This is a genomic window from Pseudooceanicola antarcticus, assembly GCF_900215355.1.
In the GTDB taxonomy this organism is placed as follows: Bacteria; Pseudomonadota; Alphaproteobacteria; order Rhodobacterales; family Rhodobacteraceae; genus Pseudooceanicola; species Pseudooceanicola antarcticus.
Window position 1 is genome coordinate 383,516 of the sequence record NZ_OBEA01000004.1, and the last position, 25,913, is coordinate 409,428.

Below are 25,913 nucleotides of genomic sequence, written 5' to 3' on the forward strand. Positions count from 1 at the left end.
AATCGGTGCGAAGTACCGACGCAATACCGACGTTATACCGACGCGATGCCGACAGCGGTTTTCGCGGTCCAAGTCCCTGTTAACCCGCCCGGATTCGCAGCGCTCGCCACCAGAGCCGCCATGTCCCTGCGCACCCTGCCTTAAGCTCTCATTGACGCCCCCCTCCGCTTCCGGCAGAGAGCGCCCATGTTGCGTATCTCCTCGATCAATTATTCCGTCGCCGGTCGCCCGCTTCTCGAAGAGGCCTCCGTCACCATTCCCGAAGGCCACAAGGTGGGCATCGTCGGCCGGAACGGCACCGGCAAGACCACGCTTTTTCGCCTGATCCGGGGCGAGCTGACGCTGGACGGCGGTGCGATCACCCTGCCCTCTCGCGCCCGTATCGGCGGCGTCGCCCAGGAGGTGCCCGGCAACGAGGTCTCGCTGATCGACACCGTGCTGGCCGCCGACACCGAGCGCGCCGGCCTGCTGGCCGAGGCCGAAAGCGCCACCGACGCGACGCGGATCGCCGATATCCAGACCCGTCTGGCCGATATCGACGCCTGGTCCGCAGAGGGCCGTGCGGCGAGCATCCTGAAGGGCCTGGGCTTCACCGACGCCGAGCAGAAGATGCCCTGTTCCGCCTTCTCGGGCGGCTGGCGGATGCGCGTGGCGCTGGCCGGCGTGCTGTTCAGCCAGCCCGACCTGCTGCTGCTCGACGAACCGACCAACTATCTTGACCTGGAAGGCGCGCTCTGGCTGGAAAGCTACCTGCAGACCTATCCGCATACGGTGCTGGTGATCAGCCACGACCGCGGCCTGCTGAACCGCGCCGTGGGTCACATCCTGCACCTGGAAGACCGCAAGCTGACGCTCTATTCCGGCGGCTACGACACCTTCGCCCGCACCCGCGCCGCCAAGCTGGCGGTGGCCGAGGCCGAGGCCGGCAAGCAGGAGGCCCGCCGGGCGCATCTGCAGAGCTTCGTCGACCGCTTCAAGGCCAAGGCCAGCAAGGCCAAGCAGGCTCAATCCCGCGTCAAGGCGCTGGAGAAGATGACTCCGATCACCCGGCCGCAGGAAGCCGCGCTGCGCCGCTTCACCTTCCCCCAGCCCGAGGAGCTCTCTCCGCCGATCCTGAAAACCGAAGGGGTTTCGGTGGGTTACGACGGCAAGCCCGTGCTGCGGAAGCTGGATCTGCGCATCGACCAGGATGACCGCATCGCCCTGCTGGGCCGCAACGGCGAGGGCAAGTCGACACTGTCGAAGCTGCTCTCGGACCGGCTGCAGGCCATGGAGGGCGAAATCGTCAAGAGCTCGAAGCTGCGCATCGGCTTCTTTGCCCAGCACCAGGTGGAAGAGCTCTACCTGGACGAGACCCCCATCGACCACGTGCGCCGCGAGCGCCCGAACGAGGCCCCGGCACAGCTGCGGGCCCGGCTGGCGGGCTTCGGGGTCGGGGCCGAGCAGGCCGAGACCCTGGTCGGCAAGCTTTCGGGCGGGCAGAAGGCGCGTCTGTCGCTCTTGCTGGCGACGCTCGATGCGCCGCATATGCTGATCCTCGACGAACCGACCAACCACCTGGATATCGAGAGCCGCGAGGCGCTGGTCGAGGCGCTGACCAATTACACCGGCGCGGTGATCCTGGTCAGCCACGACATGCACCTGCTGAGCCTCGTCGCCGACCGGCTCTGGCTGGTCAAGGATGGCCATGTGAAGCCCTACGAGGGCGACCTGGAGAGCTATCGCCAGCTGCTGCTGACCCCCGACAAGCCGGTGAAGAGCGAGACGCCGAAGCCCAAGCCCAAGCGGCCGTCCCGTGACCAGGTGCTGGCGCTGCGCAGCGATGTGCGCAAGTGCGAGGAGCGGGTGAAGAAGCTGGAAGACATGGCCCAGAAGCTGTCGAAGAAGCTGGCCGATCCGGCCCTCTACGAGGACAGCAAGGTGGGCGAGCTCGAGGTCTGGAACCGCAAGTACGCCGAGGTCCGCGACGCCATGGGCAAGGCCGAAACCATGTGGATGGCCGCGCTCGAGAAGCTGGAGAAGGCCGAGGCCTGATCCCCCGGCCCGGCGAGGGCGTGCCTCGGGGGCTTGCCCCGGCGTCCCTGCCCGGCCAAGCTGAACCAAATCGCCGGAGCCTGCCATGGATACAGCCTTCCTGATCACCGCCTTCGTCACGCTCTTCGTGATCATCGACCCCATCGGTCTGACGCCGCTCTTTGCCGCCCTGACCCAGGGCCAGACCGAGAGGCGGCGGCGCGAGATCGCGGCGCGGGCCTGCATCATCGCCTTCGGCATCCTGGCGGTCTTTGCCATCTTTGGTGAGCAGGTTCTTGGTTTCATTGGCATTTCCATGCCCGCCTTCCGCATCGCCGGCGGCTTGCTGCTGTTCCTGACCGCTCTGGACATGCTCTTCGAGCGGCGCACCAAGCGCCGCGAGGACACCAGTGAAGAGGCCGAGGCCAAGGCCGAGAGCGACCCCGACGAGGCCGACCCATCGGTCTTTCCCATGGCCATTCCGCTGATCGCGGGCCCCGGCGCCATCGCCTCGGTCATCCTGCTGGCCGGGCAGCATCCGGGGCTGACCGGGCTGGCGCTGGTGCTGACCGTGGTGCTGGCGGTGCTGCTGCTGGTCTTCGGCCTGGCCCTGACCGCGGGCCTGATGGAACGCGCCCTGGGCCGCACCGGAATCAACGTGGTGACCCGCCTTCTGGGCATGCTGCTGGCGGCGCTCTCGGTGCAATTCGTCCTCGAAGGGCTGCGCGACTTCGGCTTCGCCGCTTCGTGAGCCCGCGCGGGCGGTCGGGATGGTGACAGCGCCATCCCCTGCCCCTATATGCTGTGTATGAGCGGATACGACGTCGGAAATCTGGCCTACCTGGGCATCTTGCTGGCTGCCATCGGCGGCTATTACTTCGTTTCTCATCGGGACAAGACCGGCCAGTTGCTGCGCCATGCGCTGCTCTGGGCGCTGATCTTCGTCGCGGTGATCGCCGGGGTCGGCCTCTGGGACCAGGTGCGCAGCACCCTCGCCCCGGCGCAGCGCGTCGAGGGCCAGGTGATCACCCTGCCGCAACAGGCCGATGGCCATTTCTACGCGGTGCTTGAGGTCAACGGCGCGCCGATGCGCTTCCTTGTCGATACCGGCGCCACCGATATCGTACTGACCCGTGACGCCGCCCGCGCCGCCGGTCTGCCGATGGAGAGCCTGATCTTCTCGGGCCGGGCCGGCACCGCCAATGGCACCGTCCGCGTCGCCCCGGTGCGCCTGCGCGAGGTTACCCTGGGCCCCGTCACGGACCGCGACGTCCGCGCCATGGTCAACGATGGAGAACTCGACATGCCGCTTCTGGGCATGTCCTACCTCAGCCGCTTCTCCCATATCGAGATCACCGGCCAGGCCCTGCGCCTGACCCGCTGACGAAAGAAGCGCCGCCCCCTCGGGACGGCGCTTTCTCTTTGCATATCAGGTGCCTGCACTGCACTTCGCAGGCGATACCTTCACTCCGCCGCATCCTCTGTCAGCTCGTCGACGCGGGCAATCCGGCCGCCGGCACGGTTGGTGGTGACCACGTTGAGGCTCTTCAGCTTGCGGTGCAGCGCCGAGCGCTCCATGCCGACGAACTGCGCGGTCTTCGAGATATTGCCGCCGAAACGGTTGATCTGGGTCAGCAGGTATTCCCGCTCGAAGGCCTCGCGGGCCTCGCGCAGCGGCAGCATGGCCAGCGAGCCTGAAAGCACGACGCGCCCCTCCTTGTCAGGGCCGCGCTCTTCTTCGACCGGCACTTCTGTCACGTCGATCTCGTCGCTGCCATCACCGAGGATCAGGATCCGCTCGATCACGTTGCGCAGCTGGCGGACATTGCCGGGCCAGGCCATGGTCTGCATCAGCGCCGAGGCCTCGTCCGAAAGCCGCCTGAGCGGCAGGCCCTGGGAACGGTTCAGCACCTCGACGAAGTGATCGGCCAGCACCGGGATATCCTCGCGCCGCTCGGAGAGCGAAGGCACCGGCACGGGCACCACGTTCAGACGATGGTAAAGCTCTTCGCGGAAGCGCCCGGCCGCGATCTCGGCCTCGAGCGCGCGGGAGGTCGACGAGAGCACCCGCAGGTCCACCTTGATCTTCTCAGACCCGCCGACGCGCAGGAATTGCTGATCGACCAGCACCCGCAGGATCTTGGACTGGGTGCCAAGCGGCATGTCGGCGACCTCGTCGAAATAGATCACCCCGCCGTCGGCCTGTTCCAGCAGACCCGGCTCGATGCCCCGCTCGCCGCTCTCGCGGCCAAAGAGCACCTCTTCCATGCGGTCAGCCTCGATCTGGGCGCAGTTGACCACCACGAAGGGGGCATCGGCGCGGGTCGAGTTCACGTGGACATAACGCGCGGCCACCTCCTTGCCGGCCCCGGACGGCCCGGTCAGCATGACGCGGCCATTGGACTTGGTGACCTTGTCGAGCTGGCTCAGCATGGTGCGGAAGGCGGCGGAATTGCCGATCATCTCGGCGCTGTCGCCGCCCTTCTTGCGCAGCGCGGAGTTCTCGCGGCGCAGGCGGGAGGTCTCCATGGCGCGGCGGATCACCACCAGCAGCTGGTCGATGTTGAAGGGCTTCTCGATGAAATCGTAGGCACCCTGCTTGATCGCCGCCACGGCCAGCTCGATATTGCCATGCCCCGAGATGATGATGATCGGCACTTCGGGGTAGTCGCGTTTCACCGACTTCAGGATGTCGATGCCGTCCATCTCGCTGTCCTTCAGCCAGATATCCAGGATCATCAGGGCCGGCGTCTCATCGGTGACCGAACGCATGCAATCGGTCGAATTGGCCGCCAGCCGGGTCGAGTAGCCCTCGTCCTTCAGGATATCCGAGATCAGCTCCCGGATATCGCGCTCGTCATCCACGATCAGAATGTCACTCATGTCGTCCTCTTGCCTGTCCTTCGGCGGGCTGCGTCTTCAGTTGCAGCCGGATCACCGCCATCGCCCCGGCATGGGCGCCCTCCGTGAAGGGCTCCGCATCCTCGAGCGACAACGAGCCGCCGTGTTCCTCGATGATCTTCTTGACGATCGGCAGGCCAAGGCCGGTGCCCTTGTCCCGCGTCGTCACATAGGGTTCAAACAGCCGCGCCCGGTCTTCGGGCAGGCCCACGCCGTTGTCCGCGATGCGGATCTCGGCCATGGGCAGGCCATCCTCTGTCTGCCGCGCCATCGAGACGCGGATCTCGGGCGCCCAGCCGTCCGGCGCGCCCCGCTCGGCCAGCACCTCCGTGGCCTCGCCGGCATTCTTGATCAGGTTGGTCAGCGCCTGGCTGATCATCGTCGCATCCAGCTCGGCGTCCACCGGCTCTTCCGGCAGGTCAGCGCTGATGGTCACCTCGGGCTGTCCTGCGCGCTGAAGCACCACCGCATCCCGCAGGATCTTCGTCAGATCCTCGTCCCGCCGCGTCGGTTCCGGCATCCGGGCGAACTTCGAGAACTCGTCGACGATCCGCCGCAGGTCATCGGTCTGGCGCACGATGACATCGGTCAGGCTCTCCAGGTCGGTTTCCTGCTCTTCCTCCAGGAAGCGGCCGAACTTGCGCCGGATACGCTCTGCCGAGAGCTTGATCGGCGTCAGCGGGTTCTTGATCTCGTGGGCAATGCGGCGCGCCACGTCGCCCCAAGCCGCCATCCTCTGGGCCGAGACCAGGTCGGTCACGTCGTCAAAGGCCACCACGTAGCCCTCGCGCAGGCCAGAGGCATTGCGGCGCAGCGCCATGCGTACCAGCAGGTTCTCGAGCCGTCCGTTGCGGGTCACCTTGATCTCTTCCTGCACCACCTGCGGCCCGCCGCGGCGCAGCTGCTCGAAGAGCGGCCCGAACTCGGGCACCGCCACCGAAAGCGGCCGCGCCTCTTCCAGCCCGTCCCAGCCCAGAAGCGTCTCGGCGGAGCGGTTGACGAAGGTCACGCGACCCTCTGCATCCAGCCCGACCACGCCGGAGGTGACAGAGCTCAGCACCGAGTCAAAGAGCCGCCGTCGCGTCTCGATCTGCGCGGTGTTTTCCAGAAGCTCTTCACGCTGCCGCTTAAGTTCACGCGTCATCTGGTTGAAATAGCGTGACAAAAGCGCGAACTCGTCGTTGCCGGCCTCCTCGTAGACCCGCACGTCCAGATCGCCGCCACCGACCTGCTGGGCCGCCGAAGTCAGGCGCCCCACCGGACGCGACAGCCGTTCGGCGAACCACAGGCCCAGCCAAATCGCGGCGAGGATCAGGATCACCGCGAAGCCGAGGTAAAGCAGCGCGAACTCGAATAGCACCCGCCCGCGCTCGCTTTCCAGCTGCTGGTAGAGGCGCACGGTCTCCTGGGTGTCGTCCAGCAGGCTCAGGATACCGCCGTCGACCTCGCGGCTGACATAAAGCAGACGGTCGGGGAAACGGCGAAGCGGCACCAGGGCGCGGAATTCGTTGTTGTCCCAATCCTCGATGATGGCGACGCCCGCGCCGCGTGCCCGGTCGAAATCGGACCGGCTGGGTTCCTCGTAATCGAAGAGATAGCTGCGTTCGCCGCGCGCCTGGATCTCGCCGGCACCATTGATCACATAGGCCTCTTTCAGGCCGCGCTGGATCTGCGACTGGCCGGAATTCAGCAGCTGGCGAAGCTCTCCGTCCCCGATGAAGAAGTTGGCATCCCGCGCGCCGTCCAGCGCATTGGCCAGCAGCTTGGCATCGTCTGTCAGGTCCTGCCGGTGCTCGTCCTCATAGGCGCGCGCTGCGGCCATGGAGGTGCCCACCACCTGCCGCACCCGGTCCGAGAACCAGCCTTCGAGCCCGATGTTGATCGTCAGCGCGGCGAAGATGGCGACCGAGACCGTGGGGATCAGCGCCATCAGGGTGAAGGTGCCGGTGAGCCTCAGGTGCAGGCGAGAACCCGCCGACTGGGCCCGCCTTGCGGCCACCATGCGGGCCACGCGCTGCGCCACCAGCGCCGCGACGACGGTGACGTAGACGAAGTCGGCCAGCAGGACGAGTCGCAGCGCCATCGAGGAGCTGCCAAGATCCAGGGGCCCCAGCACGAAGAAGGTCGAGAGCACCAGAACCGGGCCCAGGATCACCAGGCCAAGGGTCGCGATGTTCTGGACCCGCCTTTGTCGGCTCAGTCTTACGAGCCTGTTCCAGTTCAATTGTCGTGCCCGCGTAGCCACAGGCTGCTCCCGCCCTGATGTGGTGCCTTGAGGCACCAACGCCATATATTGTGGCTCTACCGGGAGGCTGTCCCCCGAAGGCCACGCTTCTGTGGCGTTTTTACATCAACTTCCGACGGCGTGTCACGCGAATATCCAGATCGGTGATCTTCTTGCGCAGGGTATTCCGGTTGATCCCCAGAAGATCGGCACATTTCGCCTGATTGCCGCCCGTGGCTTCCAGCGCGATCTCGATCAGGGGCAGTTCGACCTCCTTCAGGATGCGCGCATAGAGGCCCGGCGGGGGCAGCATGTTGCCATGAAGGTCGAAGTAGCGCCGCAGGTGACGGGCGACGGAGCCAGAGAGCTTCTCGCTCTCGCCCTGCCCGCCCAGAAGTGGCTCGGTCTCGGGCTGGTTGCCCAGGACGCTTTCCACTTCTGCACGGCTGATCTCGTCGGTGCGGGCGGTCAGCACCAGGCGGCGGATGGCGTTCTCGAGCTGGCGCACGTTGCCGGGCCATGAGTAGGTGCGCATCATCTCGAGCGCATCCTCGGCCAGGTAGCGGCGCAGGGCGCCTTCACGCTCGGCGCGCTGCAGGAAATGCTCGACCAGCAGCGGGATATCGTCGACGCGCTCACGCAGGGCGGGCACGTTGATGGTGGCGCCGGTCAGCCGGTAGAAGAGATCCTGGCGCAGGTCGCCCTCTTCCATGGCGCGGTTCAGATCGGTCTGCGAGGTCGCCATGAAGCGCGGCAGGTTGTCGGTCGCACCGTCCATCATGCGCACGATGCGGGCCTGGACCTCCTGGTCGATATCGGCCACCTCGTCGAAAAGCACGGTGCCGCCCTTGGCCCGTGCCAGGATGCGGGCGGGGCCTTCGAGGTCCTGCAGATCCGAGGCGGAGACGGCGATGAACGGCAGGTTGCGGCGGTCGCTGAAGTCGTGAATTGCCTTGGCGATCAGGGACTTGCCGGTCCCACTTTCACCAGCTATCAGCACCGGAAGATCGGTGTTCATCACCCGCGCCACGAGGCGATAGAGCGCCTGCATCGAGGGCGTGCGACCGACCAGGGGCAGCTCGTCGGGCCGTTCCTTGATCTCTTCGGTGGGCTTGGAGGAAGGCGCACGCTGGCGCTGCTCCAGCGCGCGCGCGGTGCGCTTCATCAGGTCCGGCAGGTCGAAGGGCTTGGGCAGGTAGTCATAGGCCTCGGCCTCGGCGGCCTGGATGGCGGTCATGATGGTGTTCTGCGCCGAGATCACGATCACCGGCAGGCCGGGCCGGTCCTGGGCGATCTTGGGCAGCATCTCGAGCCCGTTTCCGTCGGGCATCATCACGTCCGAGATCACCACGTCGCCCTTGCCCTCGCCGACCCATCGCATCAGCGTGGTCAGCGACGAGGTGGCATGGACCTTGCAACCGGCGCGGGTCAGCGCCTGGGTCAGGACCGTGCGGATCGTGCGATCGTCATCTGCAACCAGGATCGTACCGTCCATCACTTGTTCTCCTTCTCGAGGATTTCCTTGGGCGCCCGCGGCAACGAAATGCGGAACACCGTCTTGCCCGGAACCGAGGTGACCGAAATCCAGCCCTCATGGTCCGAGATGATCTTGCTCACCAGCGCCAGGCCCAGGCCCGTGCCGTTCTCCCGGCCCGAGACGAAGGGGTCGAAGATGTCGCCGGCGATGTCTTCCGGCAGGCCGGGGCCGTCATCCTCGATTTCGATCTGCAAGGGCAGGCTCTTTCCCTTCCCGTCTGCGCGGCGCAGGCGGAAGGAATGTTCGAAATAGGTATGCAGGCGGATGGTGCCACCCTCCCTGCCGGCAGCCTGGGCGGCGTTCTTCAGCAGGTTCAGCACCACCTGCAGCAGCTGGTCCGGGTCCCCCAGGGCCTGCGGCAGCGAGGGGTCGTAATCCTCGATGATCTTCATCTCGGCGCCGAAGCCCAGAAGCGCGGAGCGCCGCGCCCGGTCCAGCACGTCGTGCAGGTTCACCGCCTTCATGTTGGGCATCGTCAGGTTGCCGAATTGCTCGACCTGCTCCAGCAGCTTCACGATGCGGCGGCTTTCGCTGACGATCAGGTCCGTCAGCTCCATGTCCTCCTTGGAGAGGTTCATCGACAGCAGCTGCGCCGCGCCGGTAATGCCCGCCAGTGGGTTCTTGATCTCATGCGCCAGCATCTCGGCCATGCCGATGGCCGACTTGGCCGCCGATTTCACGCTGTGATCCTGGGTCATCCGCCCCGCCAGCTCGCGCGGCGAGATCAGGAACAGCATGAACCCCGGCCGGTCGTTCAGCGGAGAGATCTGCAGGTTGCAATGCAGCGGCGCACGCTCGCCGGTGCCCACGTCCACGTCGTTGACGAAAAGCGGAGAGGCCGTGTCGCGGGCGCGCTGGAAGGCCTCTTCCAGCGGGCTGTCGATCATCACCCGTTCCCAGACCTTCTGGCCGCGGATCGAGCGCGCCGAGGTATTCAGGAACCCTTCGGCGGCTGCGTTGATCGAGATGATCGAGTCATCGGGGTCGAGCAGCAGCGCCGGGACGGGAAGAGAGGCCCAGACGGGCGTATTCTCGACATCGGCGATGGCGGCGGCGATCTCCTCGGACTCGAAGGGAATGGACCGCGTATTCATGCGGCGCGTACCTCCGGTTGGGGATGGGCGTCTTGAGTTCGGGCGTCGGGGCCGGCGGCAAGCGCCTCCGGCAACAGGGCGAAGACCTGCGAAGGCTCGGTGGAGCGCAGGATCTGGCCGCGCAGGGCGGCAGGTGTGGCGGCATGGTCCATGTACCAGCCCAGGTGCTTGCGCAGCACGCGGCCCCCAAGATCGGAGCCGTAGAAGCCGAGACCGGCCTCGTAGTGGCTGGCCACCATGTCGGAAAATTCATTTGCGTCCGGGGTCTTGCAGGGCGTTCTTCCGGCAAGCGCGTCGCGGATCTGGGCCAGCCGCCAAGGGCGCCCCTGCGCCCCGCGTCCGACCATGACGCCATCGGCGCCGGAGAGCCTGAGCGCCTCGCGCGCGCTCTCCAGGTCGGTGATGTCGCCATTGGCCACCACCGGGATCGAGACCGCCTCTTTCACCGCGCGGATCGCGGCCCAGTCGGCGGAGCCCTTGTAGAACTGGCAACGGGTGCGGCCATGGACCACCACCATCTGCACGCCCGCGCCCTCGGCACGGGCCGCCAGCTCGGGGGCGTTGATCATGTCGTCGTCCCAGCCCAGACGCATCTTCAGCGTCACCGGGGTCGAGACCGCCTCGGCCACCGCCTCGATCAGGGTCAGCGCATGGTCGAGATCGCGCATCAGCGCCGAACCCGACAGGCCACCGACCACCTTCTTGGCCGGGCAGCCCATGTTGATGTCGATGATACCCGCGCCCTGCCCTTCGACCATTCGCGCGGCCTCGCCGATCCAATAGGCATCGCGGCCGGCAAGCTGCACCGAGGTCGTGGCATCGCCAAAGCCCAGTTCGGCGCGCTCGCGGGTGCCGGGCTTGGCCTGGACCATTTCCTGGCTGGCCACCATTTCAGAAACGACCAGATCGGCACCGAACCCTGCCACCAGGTCCCGAAACGGACGGTCGGTAATCCCGGCCAGCGGCGCGAGGCAGACCGGCGGAACAGAGTTTGCGAAGAGATCAGTTACAGACATGCTTAAACCTTGAGCATCCGCTTATGCGTTAGACCGAATCCGTGTGACTAACAACAAAACGGCCCTAATTACTTCCTGGCGGGCACCTCACATGCCCGTTTTTTAGGCGAGGGACAGAGCCTCCCGCCATTGCCCCCGCGCCTTGCTGCGCCTATTCCTCTGCCAAGGACCCCAAGGATCGGAACCGCAACACATGAGCGACGCCGCCATCATCGTGGCCGCCGGCCGGGGCAGCCGGGCCGGTGGACCGCTGCCGAAACAGTGGCAGCCCCTGGCCGGGCGCCGGGTCGCGGATTGGACGATCGCGGCGATCCGCAAGGCCGGGCTCTGGCCCATCGTGGTGGTTCTCCACCCCGAGGACATGGGCCGGGAGCTGCCGTCTGATATCCTGCGCGTGCCCGGCGGGGCAAGCCGTGACGCCTCGGTACGGGCGGGGCTTGCGGCCCTGGACCCGGCGAAGGTCGAGACCGTGCTGATCCACGACGTGGCGCGGCCCTGCGTCCCGCAACAGGTCATCGCCGATGTGCGCGACGCCCTGCAGCAGGCCGAGGCGGCGGCACCGGGCCTGCCGGTCACCGATGCACTCTGGCGCGGCGCGGCGGGCCAGGTCACCGGCACCGCCCCGCGCGAGGGGCTCTTTCGGGCGCAGACCCCGCAGGGGTTCCGCCTTGCCCCGCTGCTGGCGGCCCATGCCGCCCACCCCGGCGGTGCCGCCGATGATGTCGAGGTCGCCCGCGCCGCCGGACTTGCCGTGACCATCACGCCGGGCGCCGAAGAGAACCTGAAGATCACCCACCCCGGCGATTTCGCTCGGGCCGAGAAGATACTGAGAGGCCAAATGGATATCCGACTGGGCAATGGTTACGACGTGCATGCCTTCACCGAGGGGGCCGGCGTCTGGCTCTGCGGTGTCGAGATCCCCCACGACCGCGCCCTGCTGGGCCATTCCGATGCCGATGTGGCCATGCATGCGGTAACCGACGCGATCTACGGCGCCCTGGCCGAAGGCGATATCGGGCGTCACTTCCCGCCCTCGGACCCGCAGTGGAAGGGCGCCGCCAGCCATATCTTCCTGGCCCATGCGGTCGAACTGGCGGCCTCGAAGGGCTATGCGATCTCGAACGTCGATTGTACGATCATCTGCGAGGCGCCGAAGATCGGGCCTCATGCCGGGGCCATGCAGGCCCGCATGGCCGAGATCATGGGCCTCGAGGTCTCTCGCATCTCGGTCAAGGCGACCACATCTGAAAAGCTCGGGTTCACCGGGCGCAAGGAAGGGATCGCGTCCATCGCGACGGCCCTGCTGGTGAAGGCATGACCCTCTCTCATCTCATTGCCACCGTCGGTGGCACCGGCCACCTGAAACCGGCCTCGGGCACCTGGGGCAGCGCGGCGGGGCTACTCCTGGCGGTGCTGCTGCACTGGCTGGGCGGGCCGCTGCTGCTGGTCCTGGCGCTGATCGTGGTCTGGTTTGCCGGCCTCTGGTCGGTGAAGGCCGAGACCGCCGGCAAGGCGGATCACGACCCCTCGGAGATCGTCGTCGACGAGGTGGTGGGTATCTTCGTGGCCTTCCTGCCCGTCTCCTTGGGGGCCGCGCATGTCGGCGCGCCGCTTTCGGCGCTCTGGCCCGGCTGGGTCACCGCCTTCCTGGCCTTCCGTCTCTTCGACATCTGGAAGCCCTGGCTGGTCGGCCGCGCCGACCGGCGCAACGACGCCCTGGGGGTGATGCTGGATGACCTGATCGCCGGCGTCTTCGCGGCGGTGGTCGTCGTCGCCCTGGCCGCCCTATCGCACCTGGTGCTGATGGCATGAGCGCGCTTGCCGCCTCCGTCATCCGCGCCGCGCGCGAACGGGGGTTGAGCCTCGGCACGGCCGAGAGCTGCACCGGCGGGCTGATCGCCGCCGCGCTGACCGATGTGCCGGGCTCATCCTCGGTGGTGCTGGGCGGCGTGGTCTCCTACGCGGTGGCGGTGAAGGAAGCGCTGCTCGAAGTCCCGCCCGAGGTCATCGTGGAACACGGCGTGGTCTCGGAAGAGGTCGCCCGCGCCATGGCCCGTGGCGCGCGCGCCGGACTGCGTGCCGATCTGGTCGTCGCCACCACCGGCGTCGCGGGCCCCGGCCCCTCGGGCGATGACCCTGAGGGGCGCGTCTGCTTTGCCCTGACCGGCGCCGAGGGCACGCTGAGCGTGACGGTGGATTTCGGCGCCCTGGGGCGCGCCGAGGTACGGCGCCGGGCAACCGATTACGCGCTGGACATGCTGCTGGCGGCGCTTCAGCCGTAGAGCTCTGCCGCGCGGCGCTCGAAGGCGCGCACGATGCGCTGCATGGCCTCGTTGAAGACCACCCCGATGATCCCCTGCAGCACCGCGTTCTTGAATTCGAAATCGACGAAGAAGTCGATCTCGCAGCCCGCTTCGGCCTCGCGGAAGGTCCAGTTGGACTTCATGTAGCGGAAGGGACCGTCGAGATACTCGGTGTCGATCTTCATCTGCTCGGGCCAGAGCACGACCCGACTGCCGAACCGCTCGCGGAACACCTTGAAAGAAATCACCAGGTCCGCCTCCATCACCTCGTGGTCGCCCTCGTGCCTGCGCGAGCGGATGCGCGCGGCAGAACACCAGGGCAGGAACTTGGGATAGGCGGACACATCGGCCACCAGGTCATACATCTGCTGGGCCGTATAGGGCAGCTTGCGGGTCTCGGAATGGGTCGGCATCGGCGGACAGGGCTTCCCATACGTTCTGGTTTCTGCTGGGGTTTTCATGTCTTATACTAGGCCGCGACATTCAAGGGGGAAGACCGTGACGCGTCCATATGTCATCGACGAAATGATCTCTGCCAAGGCCATCGCGGCGCGGATCGAGGCATTGTGCCATGAAATCCGGGCCACCTTCCCCGCCGACGAGCGGCTGGTGGTGGTGGGGCTGCTGCGCGGCTCCTTCGTCTTCATCGCCGATCTGGCACGAGAACTGTCGGACCGCGATGTCGAGGTCGACTTCCTCGAGGCCTCCTCTTACGGCAACGCCATGGAGAGCTCGCGCGAGGTGCGCATCCTGAAGGACCTGCGCGGCGAGATCGAGGGCCGCAACGTGCTGGTGGTCGAGGATATCGTCGACACCGGCCATACGCTGAAACACGTGATGGGCCTGCTGCGCTCGCGCGATCCGGCGCGGATCAAGACCATCGCGCTGCTCGACAAGCCCTCGCGGCGCGAAGCGGACATGAAGGCCGACTGGATCGGCTTCGAGATCCCCGACGAGTTCGTCGTGGGCTATGGCATCGACTACGCCCAGTGCAATCGCAACCTGCCCTTCATCGGCAAGGTGCGCTTCACCGAGCCCGAATGATCTGGCTGCTGCGCGCCACCCGCTGGGCCCGCAATCCGCCCTCGGCGAAGCGGGTCAAGCTGGTGGCCGCGGTGGTGGCCCTCTGCCTGGCGATCTGGGGGCTTGAACAGCTCTTCGGATTCCCCGAGTGGCTGGAGCCCGAACGCCTGCCCCGGCGCTAGGCGTCACGGCAACGTCAGAATTTGCCTGTTGCGCTCTGGCCGTGCTGGGTTAACCCTGCGGCAAAGGGCCGCTGTGCCCGGCCAGCACGGGGGAGGATCCGATGCGCAAGATCCTGGCAAGCCTTATCGTCCTGATCATAATCGCCGCCGGGGTGGGCTGGGTGCTGACCGCGCCGAAGCCGCTGGACCCGTCGGTCACCGCCGGGCTCACCGGCGATCCCGAGCACGGAGAGGCGATCTTCAACGCCGGTGGCTGTGCCTCCTGCCATGCGGCCCCCGGCGCCGAGGGTGAGGCGCGGCTGATCCTGGCCGGCGGCAAGGCCTTCCCCAGCCCCTTCGGCACCTTCTACGCCCCCAACATCTCGACCTCCGAGACCGCCGGGATCGGCGCCTGGACCGTGGCCGACCTGGCCAATGCGATGCTGCGCGGGGTCTCTCCGGCCGGGCAGCACTATTACCCCGCCTTCCCCTATGGCTCTTACGCCAAGGCCAGGCCGCAGGATGTGGCCGACCTGCGCGCCTACCTCGACACGCTGCCTGCGACCGAGACCGCCAGCCGCGACCATGACGTTGGTTTCCCCTTCAACATCCGCCGCAGCCTTGGCGGCTGGAAGCTGCTCTTCTTCCGCGATGAGTTCGTCATGGAAGAGGTCAACAGCGAGCCCCTGGCACGGGGCCGCTACCTGGTCGAAGCGCTTGGCCATTGCGCCGAGTGCCACACGCCGCGCAATGCGCTTGGCGGGCTCGACACCTCCCGCTGGCTGGGCGGCGCGCCCAACCCCTCGGGTCAGGGCACGATCCCCAACATCACCTCCGGCGGTCTCAGCTGGAGCGAGGATGAAATCGCCGAATACCTCGCCTCGGGCTTCACGCCTGACTTCGACGTTGCCGGTGGCGAAATGGCAGAGGTGGTGCAGAACACCGCCAACCTCTCCGCCACGGACCGTGCCGCGATTGCCGCCTACGTGAAGGCGGTTCCAGCGGTGGAGTGAGCCGAATGCCGGGACAACCTGCCGTCTCATTGAAAACGCAATAGAGGGCGCCCTCGCGGCGCCCTATGCAAATGCCGGTGCAGCTCGGAAGCTTGAAGCGCAATGTCCGCTTCGAGTCCAGAGTGACGGATGCTGCAAAGCAGCTAGATGATCCTTTGCTCTAGCTCGGCAGGATCGGTGACATCCACTTGCCAAAAGTCGCGTGCTTCGGCCGGTAGCTTCGCTAACACTCGCTCGAAGTCTCTCCGGTTGGTGGTTCGCCGAACCGCCCATGCCGTTGCCTCAATGGCATTGTCCGGCGTCAGGTTGTGGTTCACCCTCACCGCTTTGACCTCGGAAACGAGCTTTTCGCGGTCATAAAATTCAGCGCGGGGTTCCGTAACATCCCAGTTGTGCACGAAAATCGCACGAAGAACGCTCGGCAGGACACTTGCGAATTCCAAACCCTCTTGAGCGTTCAAACGACGCCGAAACACCTGGAGGACCGCATCGACCGCCGTGTACGCCATGTTGTCGGATTCAAGGGACATGCGCTCTTTCACATCATCGAGGAAAGCGCGCCATTCCTTGGAAGCGTGTCGATATGTCCATGGCATTGGCATGGGGGGCTGGTTCCCTTCAACGGCATCGTTTCCCACACCGATATCGAAATTCACGAGATCTGTCGAATAAACGAATGACCGTTGCATTCGCACAGCCGACCTTAGGCGCCGAAGCCCCCGAAGGACTTCCTAGGGCGCCACTGTCCCGCACAGCGTCATTTCAGAAATGATTTCGGCTACAGACCGCAGCCGCACCATTCATTGCAAAGGGCTGCACCTCTGGGGCGCCCTTTCGCAATTGAATGGACCGGGGCCGGGGTCTCCCCCCGCCCCTGCCGGGCTCAGGTCCCGCGTTTGCTCAGGCCATGCCCAGCTTCTTCATCCGCGCCTCGCGCAGGCGGGCGAAGTCGTCACCCGCGTGGTAGGACGAGCGCGTCAGCGGCGTGGCCGAGACCATCAGGAAGCCCTTGTTGAAGGCCGCCTTCTCGTAGTTGGCGAATTCCTCGGGCGTCACGAAGCGGTCGACCGCATGGTGCTTGGGCGTCGGCTGCAGGTACTGGCCGATGGTCATGAAGTCGATATCCGCAGCGCGCATGTCATCCATCACCTGCAGCACCTGCGGGCGCTCTTCGCCCAGGCCCACCATGATGCCGGACTTGGTGAAGATCGTCGGGTCCATCTCCTTCACCCGTTGCAGCAGGCGCAGCGAGTGGAAGTAGCGGGCACCGGGGCGGACCTCCTGGTAGAGGCCGGGCACGGTTTCCAGGTTGTGGTTGAACACGTCGGGGCGCGCCTCGACCACGGTCTCCAGCACCTCGGGGGCGCATTTCAGGAAATCGGGGGTGAGGATCTCGATGGTGGTCGAGGGAGAGCGATGCCGCACCGCGCGGATGGTCTGGGCGAAGTGGTCGGCACCGCCATCGTCCAGGTCGTCACGGTCGACCGAGGTGATCACCACGTGGTTCAGGCCAAGCTTCTCGACCGCATGGGCGACGCGGCCCGGCTCGAAGACATCCAGCTCATCGGGACGGCCGGTGGCGATGTTGCAGAAGGTGCAGCCGCGGGTACAGATCTCGCCCATGATCATCATGGTGGCGTGACCCTGGGACCAGCATTCGCCGACATTCGGACAGCCTGCCTCTTCGCAGACCGTCACGAGATTGTTGTCCCGCATGATCTTGCGCGTCTCGTTGTATTCCTTCGACGTGGGCGCCTTGACCCTGATCCAGTCCGGCTTGCGGGGCTGGGCATTGTCTGGGCGGTGCGCCTTTTCCGGGTGACGCTGCTCGGGGATCTTGAGATCACGCATATCTGGCTCCTCTTACGGGCTGAGGGCTATCATAGCGGGGCGCACAGGAAAGGACCAGTTGCGCATGTCGGTCCTGCATTTACGGAATGGCTGCCATGCAGGTGCAGAAAGGCGCGGCATCGAACATTGTTAGCAGCTGAATTCGCAAGAGAAAATAGCAGCAACTCCATGCCGCACCGCGGAACCCGACTTGCACCGCGATTGGAACAATTCTAACAAGAGGCCGACCAACGCTCAGAGAAAAGGATGATGCCATGCAGCCCGGCACGAAACTCCCCCAGGTTACCTTCCGCACCCGCGTGCGTGACGAAAGCATCGAAGGCCCGAACCCCTTCCGCTGGCAGGACATGACCACCGACGATTACTTCGCCGGCAAGCGCGTCATCCTGTTCTCGCTGCCCGGTGCCTTCACCCCGACCTGCTCGACCTACCAGCTGCCAGGCTTCGAGGACAACTTCGCCAAGTTCCAGGACCTCGGCGTCGATGAGATCTACTGCATGTCCGTCAACGACAGCTTCGTGATGAACCAGTGGGCCAAGGCCCAGGGCATCAAGAACGTCAAGGTGATCCCCGATGGCTCGGGCGAGTTCACCCGCCGTGTCGGCATGCTGGTGCACAAGGACAACCTGGGCTTCGGCCTGCGCTCCTGGCGCTATGCCGCCATCGTCAAGGACGGTGTCGTCGAAGCCTGGTTCGAAGAGCCCGGCATCAGCGACAACCACGGCGAAGACCCCTACGGCGAGTCCTCCCCCGAGACCCTGCTGGCGTACCTGGAAGCGGCCCGCGCCGCGGCCTGATGGCCCATGCGTCGCCCCGGCTAGTGGGCGGCGCGCACCTCTTCGGTGATCTCCTGGCCCGCGCGGGCCAGGATATGCGCCAGGGTACGGAACCAGCCGTCGTCGATGGACGAGGCCCGCCGCACCAGCGCCACCTGCCGCGAGGGCTCCTGCCCGCCGAAACGGCGCAGCGACAGCCCCTCGGCCTCGCGACCGACCGCCAGCTCTGGCAGCAACGTCAGCCCGAAGCCCGCTGCGACCAGCCGCGACAGCGTCGAGAGCGACGAGGCCCCCATGTTGATCTGCGCATGCTCCTGCCCGCGGCCGCAGACTTCCAGCGCCTGGTCGGTCAGGCAGTGACCATCTTCCAGAAGCAGCAGCGTATCGGGCCCGATGTGATCCGGCCTGAGACTGTTTTCGCGCCCGCCGAGCGCGGTCAGCCGTGCCTCGGTGCCGGCCAGCAGGAAGCGATCCTCGAAGAGCGGCTCGAAAACCAGGCCCTTCTCGTTCTCCAGCGGCAGGGCCAGGACGATGGCATCCAGGCGGCCCGTATGCAGATCCTCCAGCAGGCGCGCGGTCTTGCCCTCCTGCACCTGGATCACCAGGCCGATATCATCGGCACGGATGGCGCCAAGGGCGGCGGGCAGAAGGTAGGGGGCGATGGTCGGGATGATGCCGAGCCGCAGCTCTCCGGAGAGACCGCCGTTCCAGCGCGCCAGGTCCTTCAGCGCCTGCATCTCGGTCAGCACCTTCTCGGTCTGCGCCAGCACCAGCCGCCCGAAGGGGGTCAGCGCCACATCCCGGCTGCGCCGCTCGACCAGCTGCGCGCCGAGGGCCTGCTCCATGTCCCGGATCTGCACCGAAAGCGCCGGTTGCGAGACATGCACCGCCTCCGCGGCGCGGCCGAAGTTGCGATGCGTCGCAAGCGACTTGAAGTAGTTCAATTGGCGGATCGTCAGGTTCATGAATTTTCTTCATCCGCGCGGGAATGAAATTCAAGCCTATCCTCTGCGGCATACCCCCTGTTCAGGGGGATTGTTGCAGGATCGAACCACTGCGAGTCGTTCGCGCTTTGCCTGAAGGCACTCCCGCGCTAGACCCCGCCCCGTCAGACAGGGGATCGACCATGGATTGGGCACAACATCGGCGGGATGCACATCAGCTTGGGCGCGCGCAGGAATATCTGCGCCAGATCGTCTACGGCGGCAATGACGGCATCGTCACCACCTTCGCCATCGTCTCGGGTTTCGCCGGGGCGCAATCCGATGGCATCGCGCAGATCGGCGGGTTGGCGGTGCTGGTCTTCGGCCTGGCCAACCTCTTCGCCGACGCCGTCTCGATGGGGCTGGGAGAGTTCCTTTCGGGCCGCGCCCAGCACGACCTCTACCATTCGCGCCGCGAGATGGAGCTGCGTGAGATCGCCGAGAACCCCGACCATGAGCGCGACGAGCTCGAGACCATCCTGCATCAGCGCGGACTGACGCGCGAGGACGCCCATGCGACGGCCGACATCATGGTGCACCACCCTTCAATCATGGCCGACCTGATGATGACCTATGAGTTCGGCATGCACGACCCGGCGGAAGAGCGCCCGGCGGTGAACGGGCTGGTGACCTTCTGCAGCTTCCTGGTCTTCGGCGCGGCGCCGCTGATCCCCTACTTCCTCTACCCGCCGTCGAACACCATCTTCCTGGCCTCGATCTTCTCGACCCTGGCGGCGCTTTGCGCGCTCGGCCTGCTGCGCTGGAGCGCCACCGGAGAGAAACTGCTGCGCACCCTGGGGGAGACCATCGCCGTCGGCACCGCCTGCGCGCTGGTGGCCTATGTGGTGGGTCTGGTGGTCGGCGGCTAGAGCCGCGCCACAATCGTTAAGATTAAGATTTTTTGTTTCCGTAGTAGAGACAAAAAGGCGGCGGGCCTGTCGCATGATCAGACCCGCCGTTAATGTCGCCTAACAGGTGACGCCCATGGGTGCCGGACGCGAGGCAGGCAGGGCCCAGGGCTCAGCCGATCATCCGGCTTTCCTGCGGCAGCTCCTGGTAGTGCCGGTGCAGACGTTCCAGCGCGATGCGCAACACGATCTTGCCAGAGCGCGCCGACCAGCCCATCTTGCGCTCAGCGGTCTCCAGCCCCTCCAGATGGCAGCAGCAGCGCAGTGCCACATCGGCCAGCCCTGGCCCGAGATTGCGCAGCGCCTCCGAGACCCGCGCGCGCGCCGCCTCTGCGCCGCGCAGCGGCCCCGAGGGCTGACCGCCGCTGCCATCCGAGACGCCTGCGGTCATGAAGCGGTCCCAGTCCTGGGTGACACGCGGGCCCATCTGGGACAGCTCGAAATCCTCGCGCAGCCGCTCTCCGGCCCGGACGAGCTCGGGCCGCAGGAAGGGCTGGCCATCGCGATCGCGCCGCCGGGCCAGCGCCGCCACCGGGGTATCGGTGGCCCAGCCCCGGCCCCGGAATGCCTCTTCCGCGCCATCGCCCGCCTCGCCCTCTTCATCGGTCTCGAAACGCGCCATGCCCTCGGCGAAGCCACGCGCGGCGTTTTCCGACTTTGCAATCAAGGTGTTGAGCGTCGCCCTGCCCTGCGAGGTGATACTGTAGCGCGCCACGCGCCCGGTGCTTTTGCAGCTGATCCAATCCTTCAGGGCCATGGCCTCGGCCAATTGGCGGGACACCACGTCCAGCCGGTCCGGAGAGCCGTCTATACGGTCACGCACCACCACCGCCTTGTCCATGTCCTGGGCCACGGCAAGCACGGTGCCGGGGCGCGCAAGGTGGCGCAGCACCGGCAGCGCATCCCGCCGCAGAATGGTTTCAGTGATCGGAGTGTCGAGATCTTCCCTGGCAACAGTCTTCATGGTCGAGCCATCCTCGGTCTGGCCTGACCGTGCCGAAACCGCCCTGTCGCAGCCCTCCCGTCCCAGCCGGGAAAGGGCGCAGTCGACCAGAAGATCATCCCGAAGTGTCTCGAAACGGCGGATCTGACGCAGCACGGTCGACGGGTGGCAGCCCGCTTCGCGCGCCAGTTGTCTTATCGGTACCCCGCGTTCCGTATGGCATAGATAATGGCGCGCGGCGGTCGGGACCCAGGGGGGCAACCCACCCGCCGCAGGGACATCGCAATGCTCTGTCGGGCTCATATCGGTCTCGTTCGGCAGTCTCGTTAACCTGGGTTACCCCCAGTTTATCCACAAGGTCAGGCGTTAAGGTTTCATAAAGGTTAATCGTTAACCTCGCCCTCAACCATTGTTTCGAAAGCATAAACTATTCTTGCAGCACCGCGCGCGCCCCCGCCTGAGACGCAACACCCGAATAGGTTGTGCCATGTTCGGCCTGCCGCATGCCGCGGCCCAGCACCAGAACAAGGACGAGGATTGGATATGCAGGACATTCACGCGATGCTCGGCCAGCTCAAACGGCCGAAACTCCTGGTCGGCGCGGCGCGCCAACTGGCCGAGGACTACCAGCGAGAGCGCCATCTGCCGCCCCTGCTGGGTCAGCCGGCACCGCGCCGGCACGGCGCCGCGGCGCTGGACCTGCTCGAGCGCGAGGCAGAGCTGGACGACCAGCGCCGTATCGGCGCGGGGACCTATTCGCCGCAGCGCCACATCCGGCTGCTGGCGGCTCTGATCGGAGAGGCGCGGCTGGTCTCTGCCGCGTCCCGCACGCCCGAGGGCTGAACCTCGGGCGTGCGATGACCTCAGGCGAAGGCGTCGGGCATTTCTGCCTTGCGCCGCGCCACGAAGGCGGCCAGTTCCTCGGCCTTTTCGGGGGCCATGGCGGGCTGCTGGTAGGTATCCAGCAGCTTCTGGACCCGCAGGCTGGCCAGTTGCTGGCTGTCGCGCGCGCCCTCTTCGGACCAGGTCTCGAAGGGCTTGTTGTCCAGCACGTCGGAACGCCAGAAGGCGCTCTGGAAATGCCTCTGGGTATGGCCGCAGCCCAGGTAGTGCCCGCCCGGACCGACCTCTCTGATCGCATCCATGGCCTGGGCCTCTTCATCGTGGCTGACGCCCGCGGCGAGACGGTGCAGCACCCCCAGCTGATCGGCATCCAGCACGAATTTCTCGAAGGACGAGACCAGCCCGCCCTCCAGCCAGCCACAGGCGTGGAGCATGAAGTTCACGCCCCCCAGCAGGGCGGCGTTCAGCGTGTTGGAGGTCTCGTAGGCGGCCTGGGCGTCGGGCAGTTTCGAGCCACAGAGCCCGCCGCCAGACCGGAAGGGCAGCCCGAGCCGCCGCGCCAGCTGGCCCGCACCGTAGAGGATCTGCGACGCTTCCGGCGTGCCGAAGGTGGGCGCGCCCGAGTTCATGTCGATCGAGGTGACGAAGGCACCGAAGATCACCGGCGCACCGGGGCGGATCAGCTGCGAATAGGCGACGCCCGCCAGCACCTCGGCCAGCACCTGGGTCAGCGTGCCCACGGTCGAGACCGGCGCCATGGCTCCGCCGACGATGAAGGGCGACACGATGCAGGCCTGCATGTTCGAAGCATAGACCTCAAGGGCGCCCATCATCACGTCATCGAAGGTCAGCGGCGAGTTGATGTTGATCAGCGAGGTCATCACCGGCTGCGAGGTCGCCACCTCTTCACCGAAGAGGATCTTGCACATCTCGACGCAATCCTCGGCGCGGGAGGGCTCGGTCACGGAGCCCATGAAGGGCTTGTCCGACAGCGTCATATGGGCGTGCAGCATGTCGAGGTGGCGCTTGTTCACCGGCACGTCGGTCGGTTCGCAGACCGTGCCGCCGGAGTGGTGCAGCCACTTGGACATGTAGCCCAGCTTCACGAACTTGCGGAAGTCTTCCATCGTGGCATAGCGGCGGCCGCCGTCGAGGTCGCGCACGAAGGGCGGGCCATAGACAGGCGCCAGCACCAGCCCCTTGCCGCCGATCTCGACCGAGCGTTCGGGGTTGCGGGCCAGCTGGGTGAAGCTGCCGGGCGCGGTCTTGCAGAGCTTGCGGGCCAGGCCACGCGGGATATGCACCCGCTCGCCACGCACGTCGGCCCCGGCCTCGCGCCAGCGCTCCAGAGCCGCGGGATTGTTGACGAAGTTGACGCCGATCTCTTCCAGCACCGTCTCGGCATTGGTCTCGATGATCTCGAGCGCCTCTTCCGAGAGCATCTCCATGTTGGGAATGCCGCGCTGGATCACCGGGGCGCAGTCGATCGACACCGCCGTACGCGCCGCGCGCCGTGCCGCGCCGCCACCACCTCGACCGCGCTTCCGCTCCGCTGCTTCCGTCATGCCGCATGCCTCCCTGCCGAATTCTGACTTCTAGATAGCCAACTGCCCCGCCCCGTCGCCCGCCGCAAGCGGCATCGGCGGGGCAAAAGCGACAGAAAAAGCGCGAACGCGTCAAATTGCCCGAGGGTCAGGGACCCCGCCGTCTCAGCGGCGCACCACCAGCACGTCACAGGGCGGATCGCGCAGGATCTGCTCGGTGAAACTACCCAGCATGGTTGGGGTGAAGCTTGACCGCCCATGGGCACCGATAGCCAGCAGATCGGGCGAAACCTCGTTCAGCTTCTGCATCAGAAGCTCGGTCCGCCCGGCGGATTCGGCGCGCGGCATCTCGCAGGCGGCAGGCAGATCGGCGCTCTCCCACCAGGTTTCCATCGCCCTCTCGGCCTCGTCGAGGAAGGGAGAGAGCGCCTCGGCAGAGCCATGCGGCGCCACCAGCCCGCGATAGGGCACATGCACGGCGTGGAAGGCGCTGATGGCGGCCTCGGACGACAGCTCATGCGCCTCGGAAATCGACAGGGCGCAGGCCTCGGACATGTCGATGCCGGCCAGGATGCGGGCATAGGGGGCATGGGGCACGGTCTTGACCAGCAGCACCGGCACCTGGGCCACCCGCAGGATGCGCTCCATCGTGGTGCCATAGACCAGATCCCAGAGCGGACGGTGCCGGTGGATGCCCAGCACCAGCAGATCGGCGCCGCTTTCCTCGAGCACCTTGAGGATGCCCTGCACCACCTCGGCGATCTCGACCCGCTGGATGGCATGGCCGTGGTCCAGACCCTCGCAATGCAGCGCCAGCTCGTCGACCATGTCCTCGCGCACCTTATGGGCGAGTTTGACCGGCAGGTCCTCGTCGATGATGCAGAGCGCGGTGAGCTCGGCCTCGTGCTGCACCGCGAGTTGCGCCGCGCGCCGCAGCGCCCGTTCAGAGCGGATCGACAGGTCGGTGGCAACAAGGATCTTGCTGGGCATGGGGGCCTCCCTTCGGCATGGGCGCTCTCCTGCACCCTCCATCTTCCCAAGATGATCCCCCGAGAGGCGCAATTCAACAGGATTGGCCATTGCGGAGCGCGCTCCTCTCTTGCCTCCTTTCGCGCCGCGTTCTATGGCGTGGACATGATCCAGACATCCCATGACCGCCTTCTCATCATCGACTTCGGGTCCCAGGTCACGCAGCTCATCGCGCGCCGCCTGCGGGAGCTGAAGGTCTATTGCGAAATCCACCCCTACCAGAATGTCACCGCCGACTTCCTGGCCGAGTTCGCGCCCAAGGCCGTGATCTTCTCGGGCGGGCCCGACAGCGTGGTGCGCGAAGGTTCTCCGCGTCCGCCGAAGGAGGTCTATGACCTTGGCGTGCCGATCCTGGGGATCTGCTATGGCCAGCAGGTCATGATGCAGGACCTCGGCGGCATGGTGGAGGCCGGCGAAAGCCATACTGCCGAATTCGGCCGCGCCTACGTGCAGCCTGCCGAGCAGCGCATCGACCTGCTGAACGGCTGGTTCCTGGAAGGCCGCGAGCAGGTCTGGATGTCCCACGGCGATCACGTCAGCAAGCTGGCCCCCGGCTTCGCGGTCTACGGCACCTCGCCGGGCGCGCCCTTCGCCATCACCGCCGACCTCGAGCGCCGCTTCTACGCCGTGCAATTCCACCCCGAGGTGCACCACACCCCGAACGGCGCGACCCTCTACGAGAACTTCATCAAGGATGCGGGCTTCACCGGCGACTGGACCATGGGCGCCTACCGCGAAGAGATGATCGCCAAGATCCGCGAACAGGTCGGCGACCGGCAGGTCATCTGCGCCCTCTCCGGCGGCGTCGACAGCTCGGTCACCGGCATCCTGCTGCACGAGGCCATCGGCGACCAGCTGACCTGCGTCTTCGTCGATCACGGTCTGCTGCGCCTCAACGAGGCCGAGCAGGTGGTGAAGATGTTCCGCGACAACTACAACCTGAACCTGATTCACGCCGATGAGAGCGACCTGTTCCTCGGCGCGCTCGAGGGGGTCTCGGACCCCGAGGTCAAGCGCAAGACCATCGGCAAGCTCTTCATCGACGTCTTCCAGAAATACGCCGACCAGATCGAGGGCGCCGAGTTCCTGGCCCAGGGCACGCTCTATCCCGACGTGATCGAAAGCGTCTCGTTCTCCGGCGGGCCCTCGGTGACGATCAAGAGCCACCACAACGTCGGCGGCCTGCCCGAGAAGATGGGCCTGAAGCTGGTCGAGCCGCTGCGCGAGCTGTTCAAGGACGAGGTCCGCACCCTGGGCCGCGAGCTGGGCCTGCCCGACAGCTTCATCGGCCGCCACCCCTTCCCCGGCCCCGGCCTGGCGATCCGCTGCCCCGGCGAGATCACCCGCGACAAGCTCGAGATCCTGCGCAAGGCGGATGCGGTCTACATCGACCAGATCCGCAAGCACGGTCTCTACGACGAGATCTGGCAGGCCTTCGCCGCCATCCTGCCGATGCGCACGGTGGGCGTGATGGGCGATGGCCGCACCTACGATTACGCGCTGGCCCTGCGCGCGGTGACTTCGGTCGACGGGATGACCGCCGACTACTACCCGTTCACCCATGAGTTCCTGGGCGAGACCTCGACCCGGATCATCAACGAGGTGAAGGGCATCAACCGCGTCTTCTACGATTGCACCTCGAAGCCTCCGGGGACGATCGAGCTGGAGTGATCCCTCCGGTATCGCATTCAGGGGCGCTGCGAGAGATCGCGGCGCCCTTTTCCATTCGGGCTCTCTGCTGCCTGAACCGG

The 25,913-nt window shown here is 66.2% G+C and carries 25 protein-coding genes; 13 read left to right on the forward strand and 12 right to left on the reverse strand.

Translation table 11 applies throughout. The features are described from left to right. Positions 1 to 186 precede the first annotated feature (186 nt). The 3 genes from CRO50_RS12540 (at position 187) to CRO50_RS12550 (ending at position 3,397) form a co-directional block, all read left to right on the forward strand. A complete protein-coding gene (locus CRO50_RS12540; RefSeq protein WP_097146256.1) occupies positions 187 to 2,034 on the forward strand; it encodes an ABC-F family ATP-binding cassette domain-containing protein in 1,848 nt (615 codons plus the stop codon). A gap of 85 nt (positions 2,035 to 2,119) precedes the next feature. After that, positions 2,120 to 2,764: a MarC family protein gene (locus tag CRO50_RS12545; RefSeq protein ID WP_097146257.1), complete on the forward strand. Its 645-nt coding sequence runs from the start codon at positions 2,120 to 2,122 to the stop codon at positions 2,762 to 2,764. Positions 2,765 to 2,821: 57 nt separating this feature from the next. Next, positions 2,822 to 3,397 (forward strand): retropepsin-like aspartic protease family protein, encoded by a 576-nt coding sequence (locus CRO50_RS12550; protein ID WP_332835707.1) that lies wholly within the window; start codon positions 2,822 to 2,824, stop codon positions 3,395 to 3,397. A gap of 80 nt (positions 3,398 to 3,477) precedes the next feature. Here the strand turns inward: CRO50_RS12550 and ntrX are convergent, their stop codons facing one another. From ntrX to dusB, 5 genes are read right to left on the reverse strand one after another with little or no spacing between them, the layout of a single operon-like run. Further along, on the reverse strand, positions 3,478 to 4,896 hold the full coding sequence (gene ntrX / locus CRO50_RS12555; RefSeq protein WP_097146259.1) for a nitrogen assimilation response regulator NtrX: 1,419 nt from the start codon (positions 4,894 to 4,896) through the stop codon (positions 3,478 to 3,480). Continuing rightward, positions 4,889 to 7,204 carry a sensor histidine kinase NtrY-like gene (locus tag CRO50_RS12560; protein ID WP_097146260.1) on the reverse strand — a complete coding sequence of 772 codons (2,316 nt, stop codon included), beginning with the start codon at positions 7,202 to 7,204 and terminating at the stop codon, positions 4,889 to 4,891. Before CRO50_RS12560 ends, ntrX begins: the two co-directional genes overlap by 8 nt. A gap of 55 nt (positions 7,205 to 7,259) precedes the next feature. After that, on the reverse strand, positions 7,260 to 8,633 hold the full coding sequence (locus CRO50_RS12565; protein WP_097146261.1) for a response regulator: 1,374 nt from the start codon (positions 8,631 to 8,633) through the stop codon (positions 7,260 to 7,262). Then, positions 8,633 to 9,769, reverse strand: a complete 1,137-nt coding sequence (locus tag CRO50_RS12570) for a two-component system sensor histidine kinase NtrB (protein ID WP_232617821.1) — start codon at positions 9,767 to 9,769, stop codon at positions 8,633 to 8,635. The genes CRO50_RS12565 and CRO50_RS12570 overlap by 1 nt, the downstream gene beginning before the upstream one ends. Continuing rightward, positions 9,766 to 10,785 (reverse strand): tRNA dihydrouridine synthase DusB, encoded by a 1,020-nt coding sequence (gene dusB / locus CRO50_RS12575; protein WP_097146262.1) that lies wholly within the window; start codon positions 10,783 to 10,785, stop codon positions 9,766 to 9,768. The genes CRO50_RS12570 and dusB overlap by 4 nt, the downstream gene beginning before the upstream one ends. Before the next feature lie 193 nt (positions 10,786 to 10,978). On the opposite strand from dusB, the gene CRO50_RS12580 reads away from it, so the two are divergent. Genes CRO50_RS12580 through CRO50_RS12590 form a run of 3 tightly spaced genes read left to right on the forward strand, consistent with a single transcriptional unit; the run spans position 10,979 to position 13,067 of the window. Continuing rightward, the gene (locus CRO50_RS12580) at positions 10,979 to 12,103 is read left to right on the forward strand and encodes a bifunctional 2-C-methyl-D-erythritol 4-phosphate cytidylyltransferase/2-C-methyl-D-erythritol 2,4-cyclodiphosphate synthase (protein WP_097146263.1); all 1,125 of its coding nucleotides are present in this window, start codon (positions 10,979 to 10,981) and stop codon (positions 12,101 to 12,103) included. Further along, a complete protein-coding gene (locus CRO50_RS12585) occupies positions 12,100 to 12,597 on the forward strand; it encodes a phosphatidylglycerophosphatase A family protein (protein WP_097146264.1) in 498 nt (165 codons plus the stop codon). Before CRO50_RS12580 ends, CRO50_RS12585 begins: the two co-directional genes overlap by 4 nt. Then, positions 12,594 to 13,067 (forward strand): CinA family protein, encoded by a 474-nt coding sequence (locus CRO50_RS12590; RefSeq protein ID WP_097146265.1) that lies wholly within the window; start codon positions 12,594 to 12,596, stop codon positions 13,065 to 13,067. Before CRO50_RS12585 ends, CRO50_RS12590 begins: the two co-directional genes overlap by 4 nt. Here the strand turns inward: CRO50_RS12590 and CRO50_RS12595 are convergent. Further along, positions 13,058 to 13,501, reverse strand: coding sequence for a type II toxin-antitoxin system RatA family toxin (locus CRO50_RS12595; protein ID WP_097146266.1), 444 nt, complete (start codon positions 13,499 to 13,501; stop codon positions 13,058 to 13,060). The genes CRO50_RS12590 and CRO50_RS12595 overlap by 10 nt on opposite strands. Before the next feature lie 46 nt (positions 13,502 to 13,547). Here CRO50_RS12595 and hpt point away from each other — a divergent pair, with 46 nt between their 5' ends. The 3 genes from hpt to CRO50_RS12605 all read left to right on the forward strand — a co-directional run bounded on the left by hpt (position 13,548) and on the right by CRO50_RS12605 (position 15,285). Then, a complete protein-coding gene (gene hpt / locus CRO50_RS12600) occupies positions 13,548 to 14,132 on the forward strand; it encodes a hypoxanthine phosphoribosyltransferase (protein ID WP_097146267.1) in 585 nt (194 codons plus the stop codon). Next, on the forward strand, positions 14,129 to 14,293 hold the full coding sequence (locus CRO50_RS20145) for a hypothetical protein (RefSeq protein ID WP_179747269.1): 165 nt from the start codon (positions 14,129 to 14,131) through the stop codon (positions 14,291 to 14,293). Before hpt ends, CRO50_RS20145 begins: the two co-directional genes overlap by 4 nt. Before the next feature lie 101 nt (positions 14,294 to 14,394). Next, positions 14,395 to 15,285, forward strand: a complete 891-nt coding sequence (locus tag CRO50_RS12605) for a cytochrome c (protein ID WP_097146268.1) — start codon at positions 14,395 to 14,397, stop codon at positions 15,283 to 15,285. Positions 15,286 to 15,428: 143 nt separating this feature from the next. Here CRO50_RS12605 and CRO50_RS12610 read toward each other — a convergent pair whose 3' ends face one another. Together CRO50_RS12610 and lipA are read right to left on the reverse strand one after the other, a co-directional pair. Further along, complete coding sequence (locus CRO50_RS12610; protein WP_332835706.1) at positions 15,429 to 15,941, reverse strand: DUF2267 domain-containing protein; 513 nt, start codon at positions 15,939 to 15,941, stop codon at positions 15,429 to 15,431. A 244-nt stretch (positions 15,942 to 16,185) separates the two neighbouring features. Then, positions 16,186 to 17,136: a lipoyl synthase gene (gene lipA / locus CRO50_RS12615; protein ID WP_097146270.1), complete on the reverse strand. Its 951-nt coding sequence runs from the start codon at positions 17,134 to 17,136 to the stop codon at positions 16,186 to 16,188. A gap of 254 nt (positions 17,137 to 17,390) precedes the next feature. Here lipA and CRO50_RS12620 point away from each other — a divergent pair, with 254 nt between their 5' ends. Then, complete coding sequence (locus tag CRO50_RS12620) at positions 17,391 to 17,933, forward strand: peroxiredoxin (protein WP_097146271.1); 543 nt, start codon at positions 17,391 to 17,393, stop codon at positions 17,931 to 17,933. A 20-nt stretch (positions 17,934 to 17,953) separates the two neighbouring features. Here CRO50_RS12620 and CRO50_RS12625 read toward each other — a convergent pair whose 3' ends face one another. Further along, entirely contained in the window at positions 17,954 to 18,877 is a 924-nt protein-coding gene (locus CRO50_RS12625) for a LysR substrate-binding domain-containing protein (protein ID WP_097146272.1), read from the reverse strand. Between the two features lie 161 nt (positions 18,878 to 19,038). On the opposite strand from CRO50_RS12625, the gene CRO50_RS12630 reads away from it, so the two are divergent. Continuing rightward, entirely contained in the window at positions 19,039 to 19,764 is a 726-nt protein-coding gene (locus tag CRO50_RS12630; protein WP_097146273.1) for a VIT1/CCC1 transporter family protein, read from the forward strand. Between the two features lie 151 nt (positions 19,765 to 19,915). Here CRO50_RS12630 and CRO50_RS12635 read toward each other — a convergent pair whose 3' ends face one another. Next, a complete protein-coding gene (locus CRO50_RS12635) occupies positions 19,916 to 20,767 on the reverse strand; it encodes a DUF6456 domain-containing protein (protein ID WP_332835705.1) in 852 nt (283 codons plus the stop codon). A gap of 522 nt (positions 20,768 to 21,289) precedes the next feature. Here CRO50_RS12635 and CRO50_RS12640 point away from each other — a divergent pair. Next, a complete protein-coding gene (locus CRO50_RS12640; RefSeq protein ID WP_097146275.1) occupies positions 21,290 to 21,589 on the forward strand; it encodes a DUF6477 family protein in 300 nt (99 codons plus the stop codon). A gap of 20 nt (positions 21,590 to 21,609) precedes the next feature. On the opposite strand, the gene CRO50_RS12645 is transcribed toward CRO50_RS12640, so the two are convergent. Together CRO50_RS12645 and CRO50_RS19950 are read right to left on the reverse strand one after the other, a co-directional pair. After that, on the reverse strand, positions 21,610 to 23,154 hold the full coding sequence (locus CRO50_RS12645; protein ID WP_097146276.1) for a trimethylamine methyltransferase family protein: 1,545 nt from the start codon (positions 23,152 to 23,154) through the stop codon (positions 21,610 to 21,612). A gap of 144 nt (positions 23,155 to 23,298) precedes the next feature. Next, a complete protein-coding gene (locus CRO50_RS19950; protein WP_179747271.1) occupies positions 23,299 to 24,123 on the reverse strand; it encodes a universal stress protein in 825 nt (274 codons plus the stop codon). Between the two features lie 144 nt (positions 24,124 to 24,267). Here CRO50_RS19950 and guaA point away from each other — a divergent pair, with 144 nt between their 5' ends. Next, a complete protein-coding gene (guaA, locus tag CRO50_RS12655) occupies positions 24,268 to 25,833 on the forward strand; it encodes a glutamine-hydrolyzing GMP synthase (protein WP_097146325.1) in 1,566 nt (521 codons plus the stop codon). Positions 25,834 to 25,913: the final 80 nt, after the last annotated feature.